Origin of the sequence: Blautia sp. MSJ-9 (genome assembly GCF_018919065.1) — a bacterium.
Classification (GTDB): domain Bacteria; phylum Bacillota; class Clostridia; order Lachnospirales; family Lachnospiraceae; genus Blautia_A.
This window is the reverse complement of sequence record NZ_JAHLQG010000053.1, coordinates 57,879-74,553: the sequence shown is the minus strand read 5'-3', so window position 1 is coordinate 74,553 and position 16,675 is coordinate 57,879. Positions and strand designations below refer to the sequence as shown.

Below are 16,675 nucleotides of genomic sequence, written 5' to 3'. Positions count from 1 at the left end.
TTGTCGGAGTAAATTGATAATTATAGTAGTTAAGTCATGACAAAGAATAGAAATCGTAGCTTTTGATTTATGGAAGTTTTGGTTCGGGATTTTGTAAAGGAGCACCAAAAGTAGAGTAGTATTCTTCAAGAGTAAGTCCGGTCAGTGTGAGGCACCCGGCAAGTGGACGGGTTACATAGCGGATATGCCAAGGTTCCCAGGGGATACCTGTGACGGATTCTTTGTTTGCAGGGTAGCGGATAATGAAGCCGTAGAGAGAAGCATTTCGTTTGAGCCATTTTCCCTCAGGGGTTTCAGCAAATTCCGGGATGAGCTGGTATTGAATTGATGGACATGAGACGTCCAGTGCGAGTCCGCTCTGGTGTTCACTGGTGCCCGGAGCTGCGACGTAAGGATTCCCGGTGGAGAGTTTCTGCTGGCGTTTGTAGGAACGGTAGCCGGAGACTCCGGTAATGACCAGAGACTCTTTCTGTGCTGCCTGTATCAGTGTAAGCACTGCATGGGCGGTGCGGATTTCCAGAAGCCGTTTGGAATCTCCGCAGGGTGCATCAAATGGAATCCCGATGTCAGTCAGATTTTCAGGAACATAGTCTGGTGGCAGAGGATGGTCTTTGTTGATCAGACGAGTATACAGATTCATAAGAAAAGCCCCCTTTCCCTTTTATGTCTATGAGGGAATGGGGGCTTTTATGTGGATTATTTTATCAGTCGAGAGATTTCTCACTCATTTCTTCAAGCAGGTCTTTTTTCAGTTCCCATAGTTTCTGGGACAGGTCTACATAGACTTTCTGCGGATTTGCGAAACGTCTGGATTCATCCCAGAGAGTATTCTGCTCTTTCTGGCAGTAGTCACGGAGTTCCATAACAGATGGAGATTCGTAGACACGTTTACCCTTTTTGATAACCGGAACGAGAAGTTCACGGATTTCATAAGTTCCACCCAGAACTTTGGTCTTTTTCCATGTATCGATCGGGTCAAAGAGAACCATATTCTCGTCCGCATCTAATTTCTCATCAGTAAGGCAGATAAGGTCCGCTTTGATCTTGCCGGTTTTCTTGCTGTAGAGACGGTATACGGTTTTATTTCCAGGGTTGGTAACTTTTTCAGTATTCTCGGAAAGTTTGATCTTAGGTGTGAATTCTGTGCTGTCGGCGTCTTTAACTGCAGCAAGTTTGTATACACCGCCAAATGCCGGGTTATCATCGGAAGTGATAAGTTTAGTTCCGACACCCCAGGAGTTGATCTTGGCATCCTGAGCTTTCAGGCTGTCGATCAGGTATTCATCCAGATCACTGGAAGCGGAGATGATCGCATCGTCAAATCCGGCAGCAGCAAGCATCTTGTATGCTTCTTTGGAAAGGTAAGCAAGGTCACCACTGTCGATACGGATGCCGTATCTGGTAAGTGGAATACCCTCTTCTCGCATTTCTTCGAATACGCGGATCGCATTCGGAACACCGGATTTCAGAACATCGTAAGTGTCTACCAGTAAGGTGCATGCGTTTGGATAAAGTTTTGCATAGGTTTTGAATGCGGTATATTCATCCGGGAAGCTCATGATCCAGCTGTGTGCGTGAGTTCCAAGAACCGGTACATCGAACATTTTGCCTGTGAGAACGCAGGAAGTACCGGCACATCCGCCGATGACTGCGGCACGGGCGCCAAAGATACCGGCATCCGGTCCCTGAGCACGTCGAAGGCCAAATTCCATGATCGCATCGCCTTTTGCTGCGTAGCAGACACGGGCTGCTTTGGTGGCGATAAGGCTCTGGTGGTTGATGATGTTCAGAATGGCAGTTTCTACAAGCTGTGCTTCCATGATCGGCGCAACAACTTTTACAAGAGGTTCTCTTGGGAATACAACAGTTCCTTCAGGGATTGCATAGATATCACCTGTGAATTCGAAGTTTCTTAAATATTCAAGGAAGTCATCCTCAAAAATATTCAGGCTTCTCAGATATTCGATATCTTCGTCTGTGAAATGGAGATTCTCAATATATTCGATCATCTGTTCCAGTCCGGCAGTGATGGCGAATGCGCCGCCGCATGGGTTGATACGATAGAACATATCAAAGATAACGGTCTGATTTGTCGGATTCTTAAAGTAGCCCTGCATCATAGTAAGTTCATAAAGGTCTGTGAGCAGAGTAAGGTTATTTGCTCTCATAATAAGCTCTCCTTTTTTGTTAATAATAATGTCTCATTGTAAAGAGCGTATTATTATTAAAATTTCTTTTTTAATATTTTCGTCGTTTTTTGTACGCAGACGAGAATGAGTGTCAGCACTTCAACTAATAAGGTTGGGGAAACCGTATTATATCACGGAACCAGTCAGGGAATGAAGCACTGAAGAATTTCGGCTGCAGTTCTATGGTCATCATAGAATGATGAATTGTTAATCCTAAGTGAATGCAGCAAGGTTTTCTTGATTATAGCATAATTTTACCCGGAATACATAAAAAAAGTCCCTGAAATAGGCGGTATTTTCGCTTTTTTGAAGAAAAATAAAAAAAATAAAAAAAATTTCAAAAAAGGGGTTGCATTTTCCGGAAGACTAATATATAATACTCATTGTCGCGAACGAAGTAGCGAAAACAAAATATAAAGGGCTATCGCCAAACGGTAAGGCAACGGACTCTGACTCCGTCAGTTCAAGGTTCGAATCCTTGTAGCCCTGCTACATGAGGCACCTCAATAAGAGGTGCTTTTTGGCGTATAGAAAGAAAAATGCTTGTAATTTATATTCAAATTGTAGAAAAGATAAAGTATGTTATGGGTTACTCGCCTTGCCTGGGATCTGCAAAAGTGCTTTGTCAGAGTGATATGGCGGAGATTTACCGAATGGCACGATAAAGAAATAAAATATAAGAAAGAAACTATCCTGACAAGTACAAGGCTGTTTGGCTTTGTTGCTTGTTCAGGATAGTTTTATTTTTAAGAAACAAATTCTGTTTTAGGATGTTTTTCTACAATGCAGAATATCCATAACCGCTGACCAGTGCGTCAATTTTCTGTTTTTTCTGGCACATTGGACAGTTGTTGGATGGATAGGAATGGTAATTCGGTACATCTTTGGCGTTGAAAATGGCATGTACAGGGAGAGAAGCAACGCTTTCTACTCTGCTGAAAATAGCTGCAACACCACGGATAATTCCACCATAATAAAGGACACTTTCAATTGTTTTGGACAAAGTGGAACCGGTAGTAATTGAACCGTTCAGGATTAGGATATTTTTACCCTTGATCATTGGCTGATAATTATCACGGAAGATAAGTTGTCCGGAATTACCGAATTCAGGTGTGATCACGTAAATTGTCTGGTGTGCGTTCATGGAGAAGATTCCGGCTTTGGTAAGTTCTTCTGAAAGATATGCACCAATTACTTCCAGTCCGTCCATGCAGATGATAGTATCAATTGGAGTAGAAACTTCATAATTGGAAGCAAGTTCGTGTGCAATACGCTGGGCTTCTGCAGTTCTTGATTTCATGGTTGTGAGATCAAGGTAATGCGTGATATGGGACTGAGATGTTACGAAATGTCCTGGAATTACCTTAAGCTGAATACGACTGTCGCTGTTGGCATAGACTTTTGTCATGTTTTCCTGATTCATAATAAAACCTCCCTTGTAAAGCATGGTACTTTCCGTACATTAGCTTTTTTTGTATTGTACCATCACATGAGGAAAAAATAAATAATATTGTATGAAATAAATAAGAAAATATAAAGTATTTGCGGAAATTGTTAAATAATTACCAAAATATTGAGAAAATGCAAATGAGAAACTCTAAATAATAATAAAAAGTACTTTTCAGATTTAATATATAAATGATATACTTAGAACAAGTATTATAAGAAATTATAATTGCCCAATCATCTGAAAATGGAGGGAGAAACAATGAGCTTAACAATCGAAAAGAAAAATGAAGGAACAAAGGATACAGTATTTCTGACCGGAAGATTAGATACAGCAACAGCTCCGGAACTGGATGCTTTTGCCGGGAAAGAATTAGCGAATACGCAGGAGCTTGTACTTGATTTTGCAAGGCTTGAATATATTTCATCGGCTGGTCTGCGTGTCATTCTGAAGATGCAGAAACTTATGAATGCAAAAGGAAGTATGAAATTGATCCATGTCAGTGATGTTATACAGGAAGTGTTTGAGATCACAGGTTTTGTAGACATACTGACAATCGAATAAATACAAAAAAGGGGATTCTGGAGTTATAACAGAATCCTTTTTTAGAATATTGTGAAGGAGGAGAAGTGAATTTGAAAAGTATTACAGCAGAAGCCAAAATAGAAAATATAGTGTTAGTTACTGATTTTGTGAATTCTATATTGGAAAAAAATGAATGCTCTATGAAAGTGCAGATGGAGATTGATATTGTGATAGATGAGATATTCAGCAATATTGCGTATTATGCTTATGCACCAGGAAGTGGAGAGGCAACGGTACAGGTTGAGATAGAAGATTCTCCAAAGAGACTGGAACTGGTTTTTATAGACAGAGGTATTCCTTATAATCCGTTAGAAAATAAAGATCCGGATGTTACCCTGGATATAGAAGAAAGAAAAATTGGTGGATTGGGGATTTTTCTGGTTAAGGAAATGATGGATGAAGTTTTATATGAATATGTAGACGGACAGAATATTTTGAAACTGATAAAAGATTTATAATTTGTATGTTTGACTCGCCTGACAACAAGTATCAGAAAAAATTTAAGTAAAGGAAACAATTAAATATGAATGAAAAAAAGAAGAAACATCTGGGAACGAATCTGATGATCATCAGTATCATTTTTTCATTATGTATTTGCATTGGTATGGGATGTATTGGTATTGCTATTTATTATAAAAGTACCATAAATCACTATAAAAAATACATATCAGGTATACTTACTATGGCAGCCGGAGATCTGGATGGAGATGATCTGGAACAGTGTATAAACACGCTGACAGAATCTGAAAAATATAAAAACAGACAAAAATTATTAAATCAGATCAGAGACAGTTACGATATTGAGTATATCTACATGGTTAAGCCTCTGAAGATGGAAGAACCGGATAATATGATGTATGTAATATCCGGTATCGGTAAAGAAGAAATGAATGATAAAGACAATGCCTATTTAGGAAAACTTTCAGGGTCGGAATATAGCGAGAAAGTAGCTGAATATTATATTTCAGCTATGTCCAGCGAAGGCATTACTTATTATGCAAATAAAACTACTTTTGGATATATGTACAGTGGACTGGAAGCAGTCAGAAACAGCAAAGGCGAAGCGATAGCTGTTCTGGCAGTGGATGTTTCCATAAAAGAAATGGTCGATGTACTCACAAGATACATTCAGAGCATTGCAGCAGCGGGAATTATTATTGCGGTGATTTTCTTCATTGCGTTATATCGCTGGATACGCCGCAGAATTGTTGTGCCGATCCAGAAACTGGATGATGCAGCAAATGATTTTGTAAAAAAGAGCCATGAAAGTTTGTTGCCGTCAGAACTGGAATTTACGGATCCTGAAATTCATTCAGGAGATGAGATACAGACCTTGTCAGACTCGCTGATGACTTTATCTAATGACCTGAAAAGTTATATGAACACTCTGCTTCGTGAAACAAAGGAAAAGGAACGGATCGAATCAGAATTAAGTATTGCTACCGAAATACAGGCAAGTATGCTGCCATGTATTTTTCCTCCGTTTCCAAATGTTTCGGAGTTTGATATTTACGCAAGTATGTCCCCTGCAAAAGAAGTTGGCGGTGATTTTTATGATTTCTTTATGATCGACGAAAATCACCTGGCAGTTGTTATGGCAGATGTATCAGGTAAGGGAGTGCCGGCAGCTTTGTTTATGGTAATTGGAAAGACACTGATCAAGGATTATTCAAACTTCGGTGGTTCCTTGGGAGAAGTATTTACAAAGGTAAATGATCTCTTGTGTGAATCCAATAAAGAAGAATTGTTTATCACTGCTTTTGAGGGAGTGATCGATCTTCGGACCGGTGAGATGGAGTTTGTAAATGCAGGACATGAAAAGCCGATTGTTTATCATAAGGATAAAGATTCATGGGAAGTATATCAGACCCGGGCTGGTTTTGTACTGGCAGGACTTGAGGGAATACAGTATCAATCAGGAACAATGAATCTGAAAAAAGGTGACAGACTGCTCCTGTATACAGATGGTATTCCGGAGGCGGTTAATCCTCTGAAAGAACAGTATGGAATGGAGCGTCTTGTGCAGATACTGCAGGAAAATAAGACTACGGAACTGGATCAGATGCTTAAGAATATACGTGCGGATGTAGATAAATTCGCAGATGGGGCAGAGCAGTTTGACGATATTACAATGTTGTGTATGGAGTTTAAGGAATTCAAATGATAACAAGTTTAAGAAACATATTAGAGAATAAACATACCCTGATCGAAGAAACTTCTTATTGTGCAGAGCAGAAAGAACTGTTTGATTATCCAATTGTTTCCGGTGATTTTTATGAGATCACCGGAGATAATCCCGGAGAAAAAGAAATCCGGTTTAAAAATACGGTAGATGTATCAGTTTTCCAGAGAATTGCTCGAAAGGTACCAGAGTTGTCGGAAGTAAAATTTCCGGACAGAGAACAGACACCGTATTTTACAGCTAATTTGAGTAAACTGCAGGAAGCACTGGAACAGAACCGTCCGGTAGCTGTAGAGGGAGGCCCCTGCCTGTTTGGTGCTCACGAAGTAGAGGTAGAGGTTATGCTGCAGGATGGAGATACCTGCATTTTTGATTATTGTACAGGAAAAAGATACGGTGAGAGTACAGGATTTCTGGAAACAGATATGGAGTCTTTCATTAAAGATCATGCACAAAGCATCGAAAGAGTTATTTTTCATGATAAAAAGAAAGGACTTACACATCAGGAATATGAGAGTATTCTTTATGTTTTTGAGGCAGCAGAAGCATTGCATGCAGTGGCGGTGATCCCACTTCCGGATATGTCTTATGTAAAGTACCTTTCAGCAGTGATCTCTGAGATGCCGGAGGATAAAAAGGAGCAGATTTTAAAAGATTTCAGAAAAGTATCCTGGAGGATCAGTGATCTTTATCTGGATCTGATCTATTCTCTGGAAAAAAGCTATCCGAATGTCAGGTGTCTGGTTGTACATGAGAGAGATACAGAACTATGTGAGCGTTTTTTTGAGGAGAGGGTTCCTCATATAGAACGAAATAAAATACTTCGCATGATAACTGCTATGCCGAATAGAAAGGAATCTGTAAAGGATTATATTTCTATGCCGGCATTGCCTTTTTATCTGCTGGGGATTAAGGACATTCTGGAAATTGACAGTGTGGATGAGACAGATTCTTATCGAAAATGCGCAAGAGCACATAAAGGAATTTTAAATTTAAGCTGTATTTTGTATCCTGAGAAACTGAGTGCGGACGGCAGAAATACCGTTTATCACGCAGAGCAGGAGTATAAGGATTATTTATGAAAAAAAGAAAATGGAATGTGAAATTACTCGCCATTTTTCCTGTAATGATCCTGCTGGGATTTCTTTATTTATACTTTACCGGATTCGCTTATCCGGGAAAAGTGACGATCAGTCAGGCTTATTCATTCAAAGAGGGAGAGGATGGCAGACGATATCTTCTGGATCAGGGACATGAGCGATTGTTATGCATGGATCAGCAGAATAAACTGCTGTACAGTATAGAGAATCCTCAGGATGACCAGAAGCAGACTTTATATATTGATGATTTCTGCGCAGATGAATCAGGAAATCTTTATCTTCAGGCAAGCTGCTGGGATGGAATGCATTTGTCGGAGGAAATCATTCTGAGTTATGACTCGCATGGAAGAAATCAGAAAGTGGTCAGACAGTGGGATTACAGTTCAGAGTGGGTTTACAAACACAGGATTTATGGATTGTCTTTGCAGCATGGGAAATTGCAGTATGTGATTCTAAATAAAGATCAGATAGAAGTAGAACGGGATCAGAAAACAGAGCTCAATTACAGTGATGCTGAAACCCGGATCAGTGATTGTGTTTTCTTTGAGGACAGTCTCTTTGTACTGGATAAAGATGGAAAAATATATAAAGCAGAAAATGTTGCGCAGCAGACAGAGGTGCGTGAAATATTTGATGTAAATCAGTGCGAATATTCAGATGGAATTCCTTACAGATTAGGAATTTCATCGGCTGGAGAACTGTTTTATACAGATATCCGTAACCGCATGGTGATGCTGGTACGATCGGATAACACTGCAGTTACGATAGTAGAGGACACAGATACACTTACTGTTTTTCCGGGAAAAGAAAATGCAGATATGATCTTCCTGACAGGTGCAGAATCCGGGGAAATCTGGCAGATGGATGGAACGAAGTTAGATGTTCTGACAGAGATTCACACGGAAATAATACCTGAGGTTTTGTGGATCATTTCTGCAGGATTGCTCTGCACAGGGGCAATGGGATGTATCTATTTTCTGCTCATGCTGATCAGAAAATATGCTTATGTTCTGTCGGGTACGAAACGACTGGGACTTCTGATCGGAGCCATGCTGATCCTGGTAGCCGCAACTGTGTCCGGAATGCTGCTTCGGGAATTTCGGAGCAGTTATAAGGGAAAAGTAGAAGAACAGATTGAAATTGCTGCTTATATGGAAGCAGAACAGTTGAAGAATGAAGATATAAGTTCAATAAAAACAGCAGCGGATTACGACGGAAAAGCTTTTCAGAATGTCAGTCGCATTATGACGGAAAGCTTTCCGACAGATATCGAATTCTATCAGAATATTTATTGCAATATTCTGGTGCTGGATGAGCAGAAAGAAGCGTATGCGGTTGTATATCTTGACCAGTCTATTGGAAATTATTTTCCTCTGGATGAAGTGGAAACCGAGGAAGTGCAGCAGGTATATGAAACAGGAAAGGCAGTATGGAATAAGGGAAAAGATGATATTGCCGGAACTTATACTTACATAAAAGTTCCCGTAAAAAATGCGTCCGACGAAGTTACCGGTGTGGTTGCAGTTGGAACAGAGCTGATCGTACTGGACCAGATATTAACGGACATTATTAAAAGTATTGTGGCAGTACTGGCAGTACTTGTTTTACTGTTCTGTATCTTCTTTGAGGAGGTACTGGCTTTTCTGGAAGATAAGAGAAAATTTCAGGAAAGAGAGAAACAGGAGAGTGGTATTTTCCCATGTCACTGGATCAGGCTGATCATATTTGGCGTATTTGCAGCTTATAACATGACAGCATCTTTTCTTCCGGTATATCTGATGCGTTATGTTCAGAATGCTCATTTTCACAATACAGAACTGGCGGCGTCTCTGCCTGTTACCATTAATATCTTTGTGATAGGAGTGACATCACTGATATGCCAGAAGCTTACAGTAAAACTGGGAATCAGAAAGCTTGCCATTTTGAGCGGTTTATGTTCTTTTGCAGGAAATCTGATGCTTTTTACAGCGCCGTCCTATATTCTGATCGTTGTGGGTCTGATCTTAGATGGAATTGGCGTAGGATTTATGACGAATGCAGTTTATATCCTGATCAGCAGGATTGTTGATCCTCAGAGCAGGATGGAGGGACTGGCTGTTTATAACAGCGCATACCTTGCAGGACTGAATTTTGGCATTATGCTTGGAAGCCTTCTGGCTGTACAGTTTGGACAGAGAAATGTTTTTATCTTTGTTTCAACAACATGGGTTCTTCTTGTGGTTGTGATCATAGCAATTGGTGCGATGTTGGATAGGGACTCTGCTGAAGAAGAGGAAGAAAATGAAACTTCCGGTAAAATCGGTGCAGGAAAATTTCTGGCAGATAAGGCAGTTAGCAGTTTCTTTGTTCTGATCCAAAATCCGTATATTATCTTTGGAAGTTTTGTATTTTATTATGTGCCGCTGTTTTGCGACAATGCGGGATTTTCGGAATTAACGGCTACGTTGCTGCTTCTATTGTATGCGGAGATTCCGGTAATTCTTGGAAATAAAATGACGCAGTGGGCGATTGAAAAGATGAAATATTCTTCCATGTATCTGTCATGTGGCCTAAATGTTCTGGCATTGCTTGCCTTTTTGATTTATCCTAAATTGCCTGGAATGATCCTGGCGCTGATCCTTATGGGAATCAGTGCATGCTTTGGGAAACCTGTCCAGCAAATGTACTTCCTGGATCTGGAGTCTGTAAAAGAATACGGGGAAGACAAGTCTATCGGTATTTATAATTTTACGGAAAATATAGGCGAGTCCCTGGGACCGGTTGTTATGGGACAGATCATGTTTATTTCACCTCTGGCAAGGGGAGTTCTGCCACTCTGTATAATAGTTACAGGAATGGGAGGATTGTATTACCTGATCAACAGAAAAAAATGATTTATGGAAAAGGCACTTCGAAAGAGGTGTCTTTTTGCGTGAATTTTTAACAAAAACAGAGAGAAAAAATACAGCATAATCACGAAAGTGAAATTGAGATGCATTGCTGTTCAGTATCGAAAAACAATCAGACGTCCAGCAGTAAAAGCGACATTGATCCTTGATGAGGATGATAAAAATCCAATCCTGTTAGACAGTAATTTCGATGAAGACTGGGGTGACTGCCTGTATCTGCAGCCAATCCTGCATCATGGGATCCATAAGAAACATAAAGTAGAGATTATCGTTGAGGACACAGATACAAAAGATAAAACTCCATTCTATCTGATGTCGTTGATTGTGGCATAACTGACTTTGGGTTGGGGATTTACTTATATCAGAGAGATTAAATATTTTCTGATAAACTGTAAAGCAGCGATTCAGTTATAAACAAGCAGTGAATGTAGAGAAATTCGTTTGAGAGACTATGTGAAATTTTCAGATAGAAGTTACATATGCAGAATGATATAATAAAGTCCGGGTCGAATGATCTGGACTTTTAAATTATTTGGGAGAATTTACAAAGAACATGAAATACGATTTTACATCAATCATAGACAGACACAATATGGATGCGAAAATCAAGGCAAATAACATTCATGTGGCAGTATTCTGCAGTCCTCATAATCCATGTGGGCGAGTATGGGAGAAGTGGGAGATCGAGAAAGCAATGGAAGTTTACAAAGCAAATGACTGCGTTGTTAATAGAAAGTCTAAATTGTATAGTATAAGGCGGTATGAGAATGTACACAGTAGAACGAATAGAAGAACTGGATTTTGGCTGTGAGGGCAGACCGGAAGGAATGAAAGATATGGTCAGGGTATTTCTGAAAGGAGAAAATGGTGAGGAAGAATCCCTGAAGGTTGAGGATGCCTGGCTGTATGCGCATGGAATTGACGAAGGTAGTAAAGTGGAGCTGACAGAAGACAAAAAACGGTTCCTGTTGATGAATTAAATAATAAAGCCGCATTTGTAAAATAAAAAGGTATATGAGTGTGGTTTTATAAAGGGAAAATAAAATGATAAAAGCTGTAATTTTTGATATTGATAATACGTTGTATGACTATGATAAAAACCATGTTTATGGAATGAAAGCTCTGGCAGATTATTGTGAGAGGGCCTTTGGAAAATCAGAGGAAGAAATGAGAAAATGCTATAAGGAAGCACAAAAAGTTATGCTGGGCAGAATCCGAACAGATACAGCTGCGATTCACAGTCGCCTGCTTCGAACTCAGATTATGTTGGAACTCTGGGAAAAGCCATTATTTCCACATGCCATAAATATGTATCATGCATACTGGGATACGCTGATTCGCCAGGCGCAGCCGTCACTGGGAGTGAAAAAGTTTATGCAGGATTTAAAACGCAGAAATATTCGGATTGGAGTTGGAACGGATATGACTGCCTATATTCAATATAAAAAATTAACTGCATTAGGACTGGCACCATATGTTGATTTTATTGTGACCAGTGAGGAAGCAGGAGCAGAGAAACCAGATCCACATCTGTTTGAAATCTGCGTAGAAAAAGCCGGAGTTTCTGCAGATGAATGTGCATTTATCGGTGACAGCCTGAAAAAAGACGTAGAAGGTTCTGCAAAATGTGGATTAAAAGGTATCTGGTATACACAGGGAAAAGAACCGGAAACAGAAGTGGAGTATCCAGTGATTCAGTCATTTGAGACATTGGACGTTGAGGAACTGATTCGATAATCTGGAATAATCCTAAGAAAATCTTAAGAATTTGTCCCTTTCATATTAAGATGCTTCGATTATTCTAATATCAGAAAAAGAAAGTAAAAGATTTAAGAGGGAGGTGCAGAAAGTGGCGAATATTCTGGTCTGCGATGACGATAAGGACATCGTAGAAGCAATCAGTATTTATCTGGAGCAGGAAGGATATACGATTTTTAAAGCATATGACGGTCTGGACGCAATCAATATATTGCACAGTCAGCCGGTGGATCTGCTGATCATAGATATTATGATGCCGAAGCTGGATGGCATCCGGGCTACTTTGAAGATAAGGGAAGAGAATCCTCTTCCGATCATTATTCTTTCTGCGAAATCAGAAGATGCAGATAAGATCCTTGGATTAAATGTAGGAGCAGATGATTATGTGACAAAACCTTTTAATCCCCTGGAGCTGGTGGCAAGGGTGAAATCACAGCTTCGAAGATATACAAGGCTGGGAGCAGCAATACCTGTGGAGAATGCTCATATCTACGAGACAGGAGGTCTGAGCATAAACGATGACCTGAAGGAAGTCAGGGTAGACGGTGATGTAGTGAAGCTGACACCTATTGAGTACAATATCCTTCTTCTACTGATGAAGAATCAGGGAAGGGTATTTTCTATTAATCAGATTTACGAAAACATCTGGAATGAGGAAGCAGTTGCTGCAGATAATACAGTGGCAGTGCATATCCGGCATATCAGAGAAAAAATTGAGATTAATCCAAGAGAACCAAGATACCTGAAGGTTGTGTGGGGGCTTGGATATAAAGTTGAAAAAATTTAATCGAATTAAGTAACGGAGCGGATGATTTTATCCGTCTGACTTAAAATCAAAGGAAAGGGACAAAATTATGAAGGGAAAAGGATACAGGAGCAATGCTGCCAAGGCGGTCTGGATCATAATCGTACATCTGGCAGCTGTGGCGGCTGTGATATGTGCAGCATTTTTTGTAATGATCTATCAGACGGGGATTCGTCTGGATGACAGAGGGAAAAGTTATATTCAGTCAGAGGGATTCAGGGAACGTCTGAATTCCAGAAGTACGGATATTCTGGCAAGTCTGTCAGCAAAAGAGGATATAGATTATCTTACAAACGCAGGTTCATCGGCAGTGATCGATCTGGCAGAGTTTGAAGAAAAGGAAATCAACCGTGATTCGTTGAGTGAGCTTTCTTTTAAGAATGGATCCGGAGTGGCATATTCGGTAAAAGATCTGCTGGAGTGGGCGCAGGACTGGGCAGGAGTTGGAGAGCGCTATGATGATGGAGGAAGCTTTGGCAATACAGGACAGTTTATCCAGTGTAAGGCTTCGGATGGCAGCAGTCATTATTTTGCTTTAAATGATTTTAAGAAACTGGCGACAGATGGGACATTAAAGGTTAATTATGATCAGGATATCATGGAAGAGTATGATGCTTCCTATGAGACAAAATTTGCAGAAAAAACAGAAAATCAGAAAATAGATGCTGCCATTGAACTGGGCTACTGGAGTGATTCGGATCACCGAAGTCTGGGAAGTATTACAGATAAAGAACATAATACAGAATATCCGGAGTTTTATTTCTGTGAGATATGGAGTTTTACAGAGAAATTTAACCCCCAGGGTGCGGAAAGTCTTCCGGATGCAGTCAATTCCAGTACGGAATGGAATGGAAAACTTGAGGATGCCTACAGTGAACTGGCAAAGGTCCTGGACTGTATCAGAGCTGTTCAGGATGATATAAATGTCAGTGACTGTGCCATATCACTTACGTCAGTATATCAGACATCCGGAGACTATGAGGAAGGGAGTACCAATCTCACATATCTTTTCGCAGATAAAGAGAAAAAGACAATCTATACAAACAGAAAAGCATACAGCAGCTATTCGCAGCTGGAGCAGAACCTTGAGACAATATTTAAAGAAAAAGCATATGCAGTTGTTTACCCGGAATTAAGTGAGTGTGTAACAAATATTCCGGATGCAGATCTGCAGTTGTGGAATCATACCATTGATCAGAGCTTTGACACAAAGGATTTTGTATTTGCAGTTTCGGTTGATACGAAATTTTCTGTGGCAGATTCCATGGCTGATGAGGCAGAGAACTATGAGACATATTCAAAGCTTATGTTTCCGATGCTGGCAGGAGCAATCTTCGGAAGTGTGCTCTGGCTGATCGGTATGGTGTGGCTGACTGTGACAGCAGGAAGGAAACCGGAGGATGAAGAAATTTATCTGAATGGATTTGACAGATGGTATACAGAAATCGCGGCAGGAGCAGTGATCGGTATATGGCTGGCAGGAATGATCATATCGGGAACTTTGATCGCCAACTCATCATTGGGTTACAGTCATGCAGTAGTGACAGTGATTGTTACCTGCCTCATATGTGGAACTTATACAATGGCATGGTTTTTGATCGGATATCTTAGCCTGGTAAGAAGAATAAAAGCAGGAACCTTATGGAAAAACAGTCTGATTAGAACAGTTCTGAAATGGATTGGAAAATGCAGTGGGAAGCTTGCCGATTTTGCCAGAGCTTTTTCCAGAAATACAGCAGAAAAAATAAAAGTTCTGCTTGTGGGAGGCGCATTTTTATTTTTGCAGTTCCTGATCATCGGCTGCGTATTCAGTGGTGCAGGAGTATTCCTACTGGCATTGATGGCTGTAGATGTGGCTGTTATGATTTTCGCCATCAGAAAAGCGGACGGACTGGATCTTATTATGGATGGTCTGAAAAAAATAAGCGATGGAGAACTGCAATATAAGATCAAAACAGATACACTTACCGGAAAACAGAAGGTGATGGCAGAATATATCAACAATATTGGAGGTGGTCTGGATGCTGCTGTGGAGAACAGCCTGAAAAAGGAAAGAATGCAGACAGAGCTGATCACAAATGTTTCCCATGACCTGAAAACACCTCTGACTTCCATTATCAATTATGTAGATCTGATGAAACGGGAAAATCCGACAGATCCGAAAATACAGGAATATCTTCGCATCCTGGATGAGAAATCCCAGAGACTGAAGGTGCTCACAGAGGATGTGGTAGAGGCATCCAAGGCAAGCACCGGAAACATCAAGCTGGAGATGAATGATATTGATTTTGTGGAAATGGTGCAGCAGGTGATCGGAGAATTTGAAGAGAAATTCCAGGAGAAGAACCTGACTATGATGGTACATTTCACAGACGAACCGTCCATTATCTACGCAGACGGTCAGAGAATGTGGCGTGTGCTGGAAAATGTATTCGGCAATGTTGTGAAGTACGCAATGGAGGGCACCAGAGTTTACGCAGAGATCAGTAACAGAAATAAAAAAGTAACCTTTTCCCTGAAAAATATTTCAGCACAGCCTTTGAATATCTCTGCGGATGAACTGACAGAACGGTTTATCAGAGGAGATGTGGCAAGAAATACAGAAGGAAGCGGACTGGGACTTTCTATCGCAAAGAGCCTGACAGAGTTGCAAGGCGGTGAGTTTAAGCTGTATCTGGATGGGGATCTGTTTAAGGTGATGATTACATTTGCGGCAAAGTGAAGTAAGTGATATAAGGTAGAACAAAGATAAGGCATAAAATAGTTTATAAAAACTGTTTTATGCCTTATGCTGTCTGATTCAAGATTTTGTCGAAAGGTTGGCATTGCAGGCCCTTGCATTAAAGTGTATACTGTAAAATATATTTTTAACCGAATCAAGCAAGTAGAGAAGTGGATGATTTTATTCGCTTGATTGATTCACTTATATATTCTTGGCAATTCTGTCAGAAAAATTCCCAATCTATAGTATAGTAAGAAAATTTGTAAAAGAAAAACAACATATAAACAACATTGACATTATGGCATATATGCCATAAAATAAAAGAGGTATTGTATGAAAAAATTTAAAATAATTTTTTATGAGACTGTAAGGGGAGAATGTCCCATAGAGGAGTTTTTAAATTCTCTTGATAAAAAAATGCGGGCAAAATTAGTAGGAATGATTGAAATTCTGGAAGAAAAGGGAAACATGTTAAGGGAATCTTATAGTAAATCTTTGGGGGATGGGATTTTTGAGTTAAGATGTAAATTTGGAAGCGATATCACAAGAGTTTTATATTTTTTTATTTATGAGAGAAAGATAATATTAACAAATGGTTTTGTGAAAAAGACCAGAAAAACACCAATAGAACAAATTCAGGAAGCAAGAGTAAGACGTAAAGATTTTGTAGAAAGGATGGAGAAAAATGAAAACATTTGAAGAGTATAAAAAACAGCAAATGCAGGACCCGGAATTTGTTAAAGAATATGAAGCAATCCAGCCGGAAATGGATGTAATCAGAGCTATTGTCAATGCAAGGACTTCTCAGAATCTGACACAAAATGAACTGGCCAAAAGAACCGGAATTAATCAGGCGGACATCAGTAAACTGGAAAATGGAACAAGAAATCCATCTATAAATCTTTTAAAACGTCTGGCAGAAGGAATGGGAATGAGTCTTAAGATTGAATTTGTTCCAAAACAAAAGATATAAAAATGCGTTTATATGACTTTCAGATA

General features: G+C 39.8%; 15 protein-coding genes, 1 tRNA gene and 1 pseudogene. 14 read left to right on the top strand and 3 right to left on the bottom strand.

Going from position 1 to position 16,675, the window contains the following annotated elements; genetic code table 11:
• Window positions 1-67: 67 nt before the first annotated feature.
• Both KQI87_RS15180 and KQI87_RS15175 read right to left on the bottom strand, forming a co-directional pair.
• Entirely contained in the window at window positions 68-640 is a 573-nt protein-coding gene (locus tag KQI87_RS15180) for a M15 family metallopeptidase (RefSeq protein WP_216460844.1), read from the bottom strand.
• 64 nt (window positions 641-704) lie between these two features.
• Entirely contained in the window at window positions 705-2,168 is a 1,464-nt protein-coding gene (locus KQI87_RS15175) for a nicotinate phosphoribosyltransferase (protein WP_216460843.1), read from the bottom strand.
• A gap of 438 nt (window positions 2,169-2,606) precedes the next feature.
• On the opposite strand from KQI87_RS15175, the gene KQI87_RS15170 reads away from it, so the two are divergent.
• Window positions 2,607-2,678: transfer RNA gene (locus KQI87_RS15170), tRNA-Gln, on the top strand.
• Between the two features lie 289 nt (window positions 2,679-2,967).
• On the opposite strand, the gene KQI87_RS15165 is transcribed toward KQI87_RS15170, so the two are convergent.
• Entirely contained in the window at window positions 2,968-3,612 is a 645-nt protein-coding gene (locus KQI87_RS15165; protein ID WP_216460842.1) for an orotate phosphoribosyltransferase, read from the bottom strand.
• A 285-nt stretch (window positions 3,613-3,897) separates the two neighbouring features.
• On the opposite strand from KQI87_RS15165, the gene KQI87_RS15160 reads away from it, so the two are divergent.
• The 13 genes and pseudogenes from KQI87_RS15160 (at window position 3,898) to KQI87_RS15105 (ending at window position 16,649) form a co-directional block, all read left to right on the top strand.
• The gene (locus tag KQI87_RS15160; RefSeq protein WP_216460841.1) at window positions 3,898-4,200 is read left to right on the top strand and encodes an STAS domain-containing protein; all 303 of its coding nucleotides are present in this window, start codon (window positions 3,898-3,900) and stop codon (window positions 4,198-4,200) included.
• A gap of 65 nt (window positions 4,201-4,265) precedes the next feature.
• Window positions 4,266-4,679 carry an ATP-binding protein gene (locus KQI87_RS15155; RefSeq protein WP_334300750.1) on the top strand — a complete coding sequence of 138 codons (414 nt, stop codon included), beginning with the start codon at window positions 4,266-4,268 and terminating at the stop codon, window positions 4,677-4,679.
• A gap of 65 nt (window positions 4,680-4,744) precedes the next feature.
• A complete protein-coding gene (locus KQI87_RS15150) occupies window positions 4,745-6,385 on the top strand; it encodes a PP2C family protein-serine/threonine phosphatase (RefSeq protein WP_216460839.1) in 1,641 nt (546 codons plus the stop codon).
• A complete protein-coding gene (locus KQI87_RS15145; protein ID WP_216460838.1) occupies window positions 6,382-7,485 on the top strand; it encodes a hypothetical protein in 1,104 nt (367 codons plus the stop codon). The genes KQI87_RS15150 and KQI87_RS15145 overlap by 4 nt, the downstream gene beginning before the upstream one ends.
• The gene (locus tag KQI87_RS15140; protein WP_216460837.1) at window positions 7,482-10,376 is read left to right on the top strand and encodes an MFS transporter; all 2,895 of its coding nucleotides are present in this window, start codon (window positions 7,482-7,484) and stop codon (window positions 10,374-10,376) included. Before KQI87_RS15145 ends, KQI87_RS15140 begins: the two co-directional genes overlap by 4 nt.
• A gap of 87 nt (window positions 10,377-10,463) precedes the next feature.
• Window positions 10,464-10,724 (top strand): hypothetical protein, encoded by a 261-nt coding sequence (locus KQI87_RS15135; protein ID WP_216460836.1) that lies wholly within the window; start codon window positions 10,464-10,466, stop codon window positions 10,722-10,724.
• 244 nt (window positions 10,725-10,968) lie between these two features.
• Window positions 10,969-11,118: pseudogene (locus KQI87_RS17625) on the top strand (aminotransferase class I/II-fold pyridoxal phosphate-dependent enzyme); the annotation flags it as partial.
• Between the two features lie 40 nt (window positions 11,119-11,158).
• On the top strand, window positions 11,159-11,371 hold the full coding sequence (locus KQI87_RS15130; protein ID WP_243139568.1) for a hypothetical protein: 213 nt from the start codon (window positions 11,159-11,161) through the stop codon (window positions 11,369-11,371).
• A 64-nt stretch (window positions 11,372-11,435) separates the two neighbouring features.
• Entirely contained in the window at window positions 11,436-12,128 is a 693-nt protein-coding gene (locus KQI87_RS15125; protein WP_216460835.1) for an HAD family hydrolase, read from the top strand.
• A gap of 112 nt (window positions 12,129-12,240) precedes the next feature.
• Window positions 12,241-12,936 carry a response regulator transcription factor gene (locus KQI87_RS15120; RefSeq protein ID WP_167829779.1) on the top strand — a complete coding sequence of 232 codons (696 nt, stop codon included), beginning with the start codon at window positions 12,241-12,243 and terminating at the stop codon, window positions 12,934-12,936.
• A gap of 67 nt (window positions 12,937-13,003) precedes the next feature.
• Window positions 13,004-15,676 carry a sensor histidine kinase gene (locus tag KQI87_RS15115; RefSeq protein WP_216460834.1) on the top strand — a complete coding sequence of 891 codons (2,673 nt, stop codon included), beginning with the start codon at window positions 13,004-13,006 and terminating at the stop codon, window positions 15,674-15,676.
• Window positions 15,677-16,009: 333 nt separating this feature from the next.
• Complete coding sequence (locus KQI87_RS15110; RefSeq protein WP_216460833.1) at window positions 16,010-16,375, top strand: type II toxin-antitoxin system RelE/ParE family toxin; 366 nt, start codon at window positions 16,010-16,012, stop codon at window positions 16,373-16,375.
• Window positions 16,362-16,649 carry a helix-turn-helix domain-containing protein gene (locus KQI87_RS15105; protein WP_216460832.1) on the top strand — a complete coding sequence of 96 codons (288 nt, stop codon included), beginning with the start codon at window positions 16,362-16,364 and terminating at the stop codon, window positions 16,647-16,649. Before KQI87_RS15110 ends, KQI87_RS15105 begins: the two co-directional genes overlap by 14 nt.
• The last annotated feature ends 26 nt before the right edge of the window (window positions 16,650-16,675 follow it).

Bases quoted from the DNA above. Each gene is read 5' to 3' on its own strand.
- KQI87_RS15160 (WP_216460841.1), top strand. From the start codon at position 3,898: ATGAGCTTAACAATCGAAAAGAAAAATGAAGGAACAAAGGATACAGTA.
- KQI87_RS15150 (WP_216460839.1), top strand. From the start codon at position 4,745: ATGAATGAAAAAAAGAAGAAACATCTGGGAACGAATCTGATGATCATC.
- KQI87_RS15180 (WP_216460844.1), bottom strand. From the start codon at position 640: ATGAATCTGTATACTCGTCTGATCAACAAAGACCATCCTCTGCCACCA.
- KQI87_RS15105 (WP_216460832.1), top strand. From the start codon at position 16,362: ATGAAAACATTTGAAGAGTATAAAAAACAGCAAATGCAGGACCCGGAA.
- KQI87_RS15125 (WP_216460835.1), top strand. From the start codon at position 11,436: ATGATAAAAGCTGTAATTTTTGATATTGATAATACGTTGTATGACTAT.
- KQI87_RS15145 (WP_216460838.1), top strand. From the start codon at position 6,382: ATGATAACAAGTTTAAGAAACATATTAGAGAATAAACATACCCTGATC.
- KQI87_RS15140 (WP_216460837.1), top strand. From the start codon at position 7,482: ATGAAAAAAAGAAAATGGAATGTGAAATTACTCGCCATTTTTCCTGTA.
- KQI87_RS15115 (WP_216460834.1), top strand. From the start codon at position 13,004: ATGAAGGGAAAAGGATACAGGAGCAATGCTGCCAAGGCGGTCTGGATC.
- KQI87_RS15110 (WP_216460833.1), top strand. From the start codon at position 16,010: ATGAAAAAATTTAAAATAATTTTTTATGAGACTGTAAGGGGAGAATGT.
- KQI87_RS15175 (WP_216460843.1), bottom strand. From the start codon at position 2,168: ATGAGAGCAAATAACCTTACTCTGCTCACAGACCTTTATGAACTTACT.
- KQI87_RS15130 (WP_243139568.1), top strand. From the start codon at position 11,159: ATGTACACAGTAGAACGAATAGAAGAACTGGATTTTGGCTGTGAGGGC.
- KQI87_RS15165 (WP_216460842.1), bottom strand. From the start codon at position 3,612: ATGAATCAGGAAAACATGACAAAAGTCTATGCCAACAGCGACAGTCGT.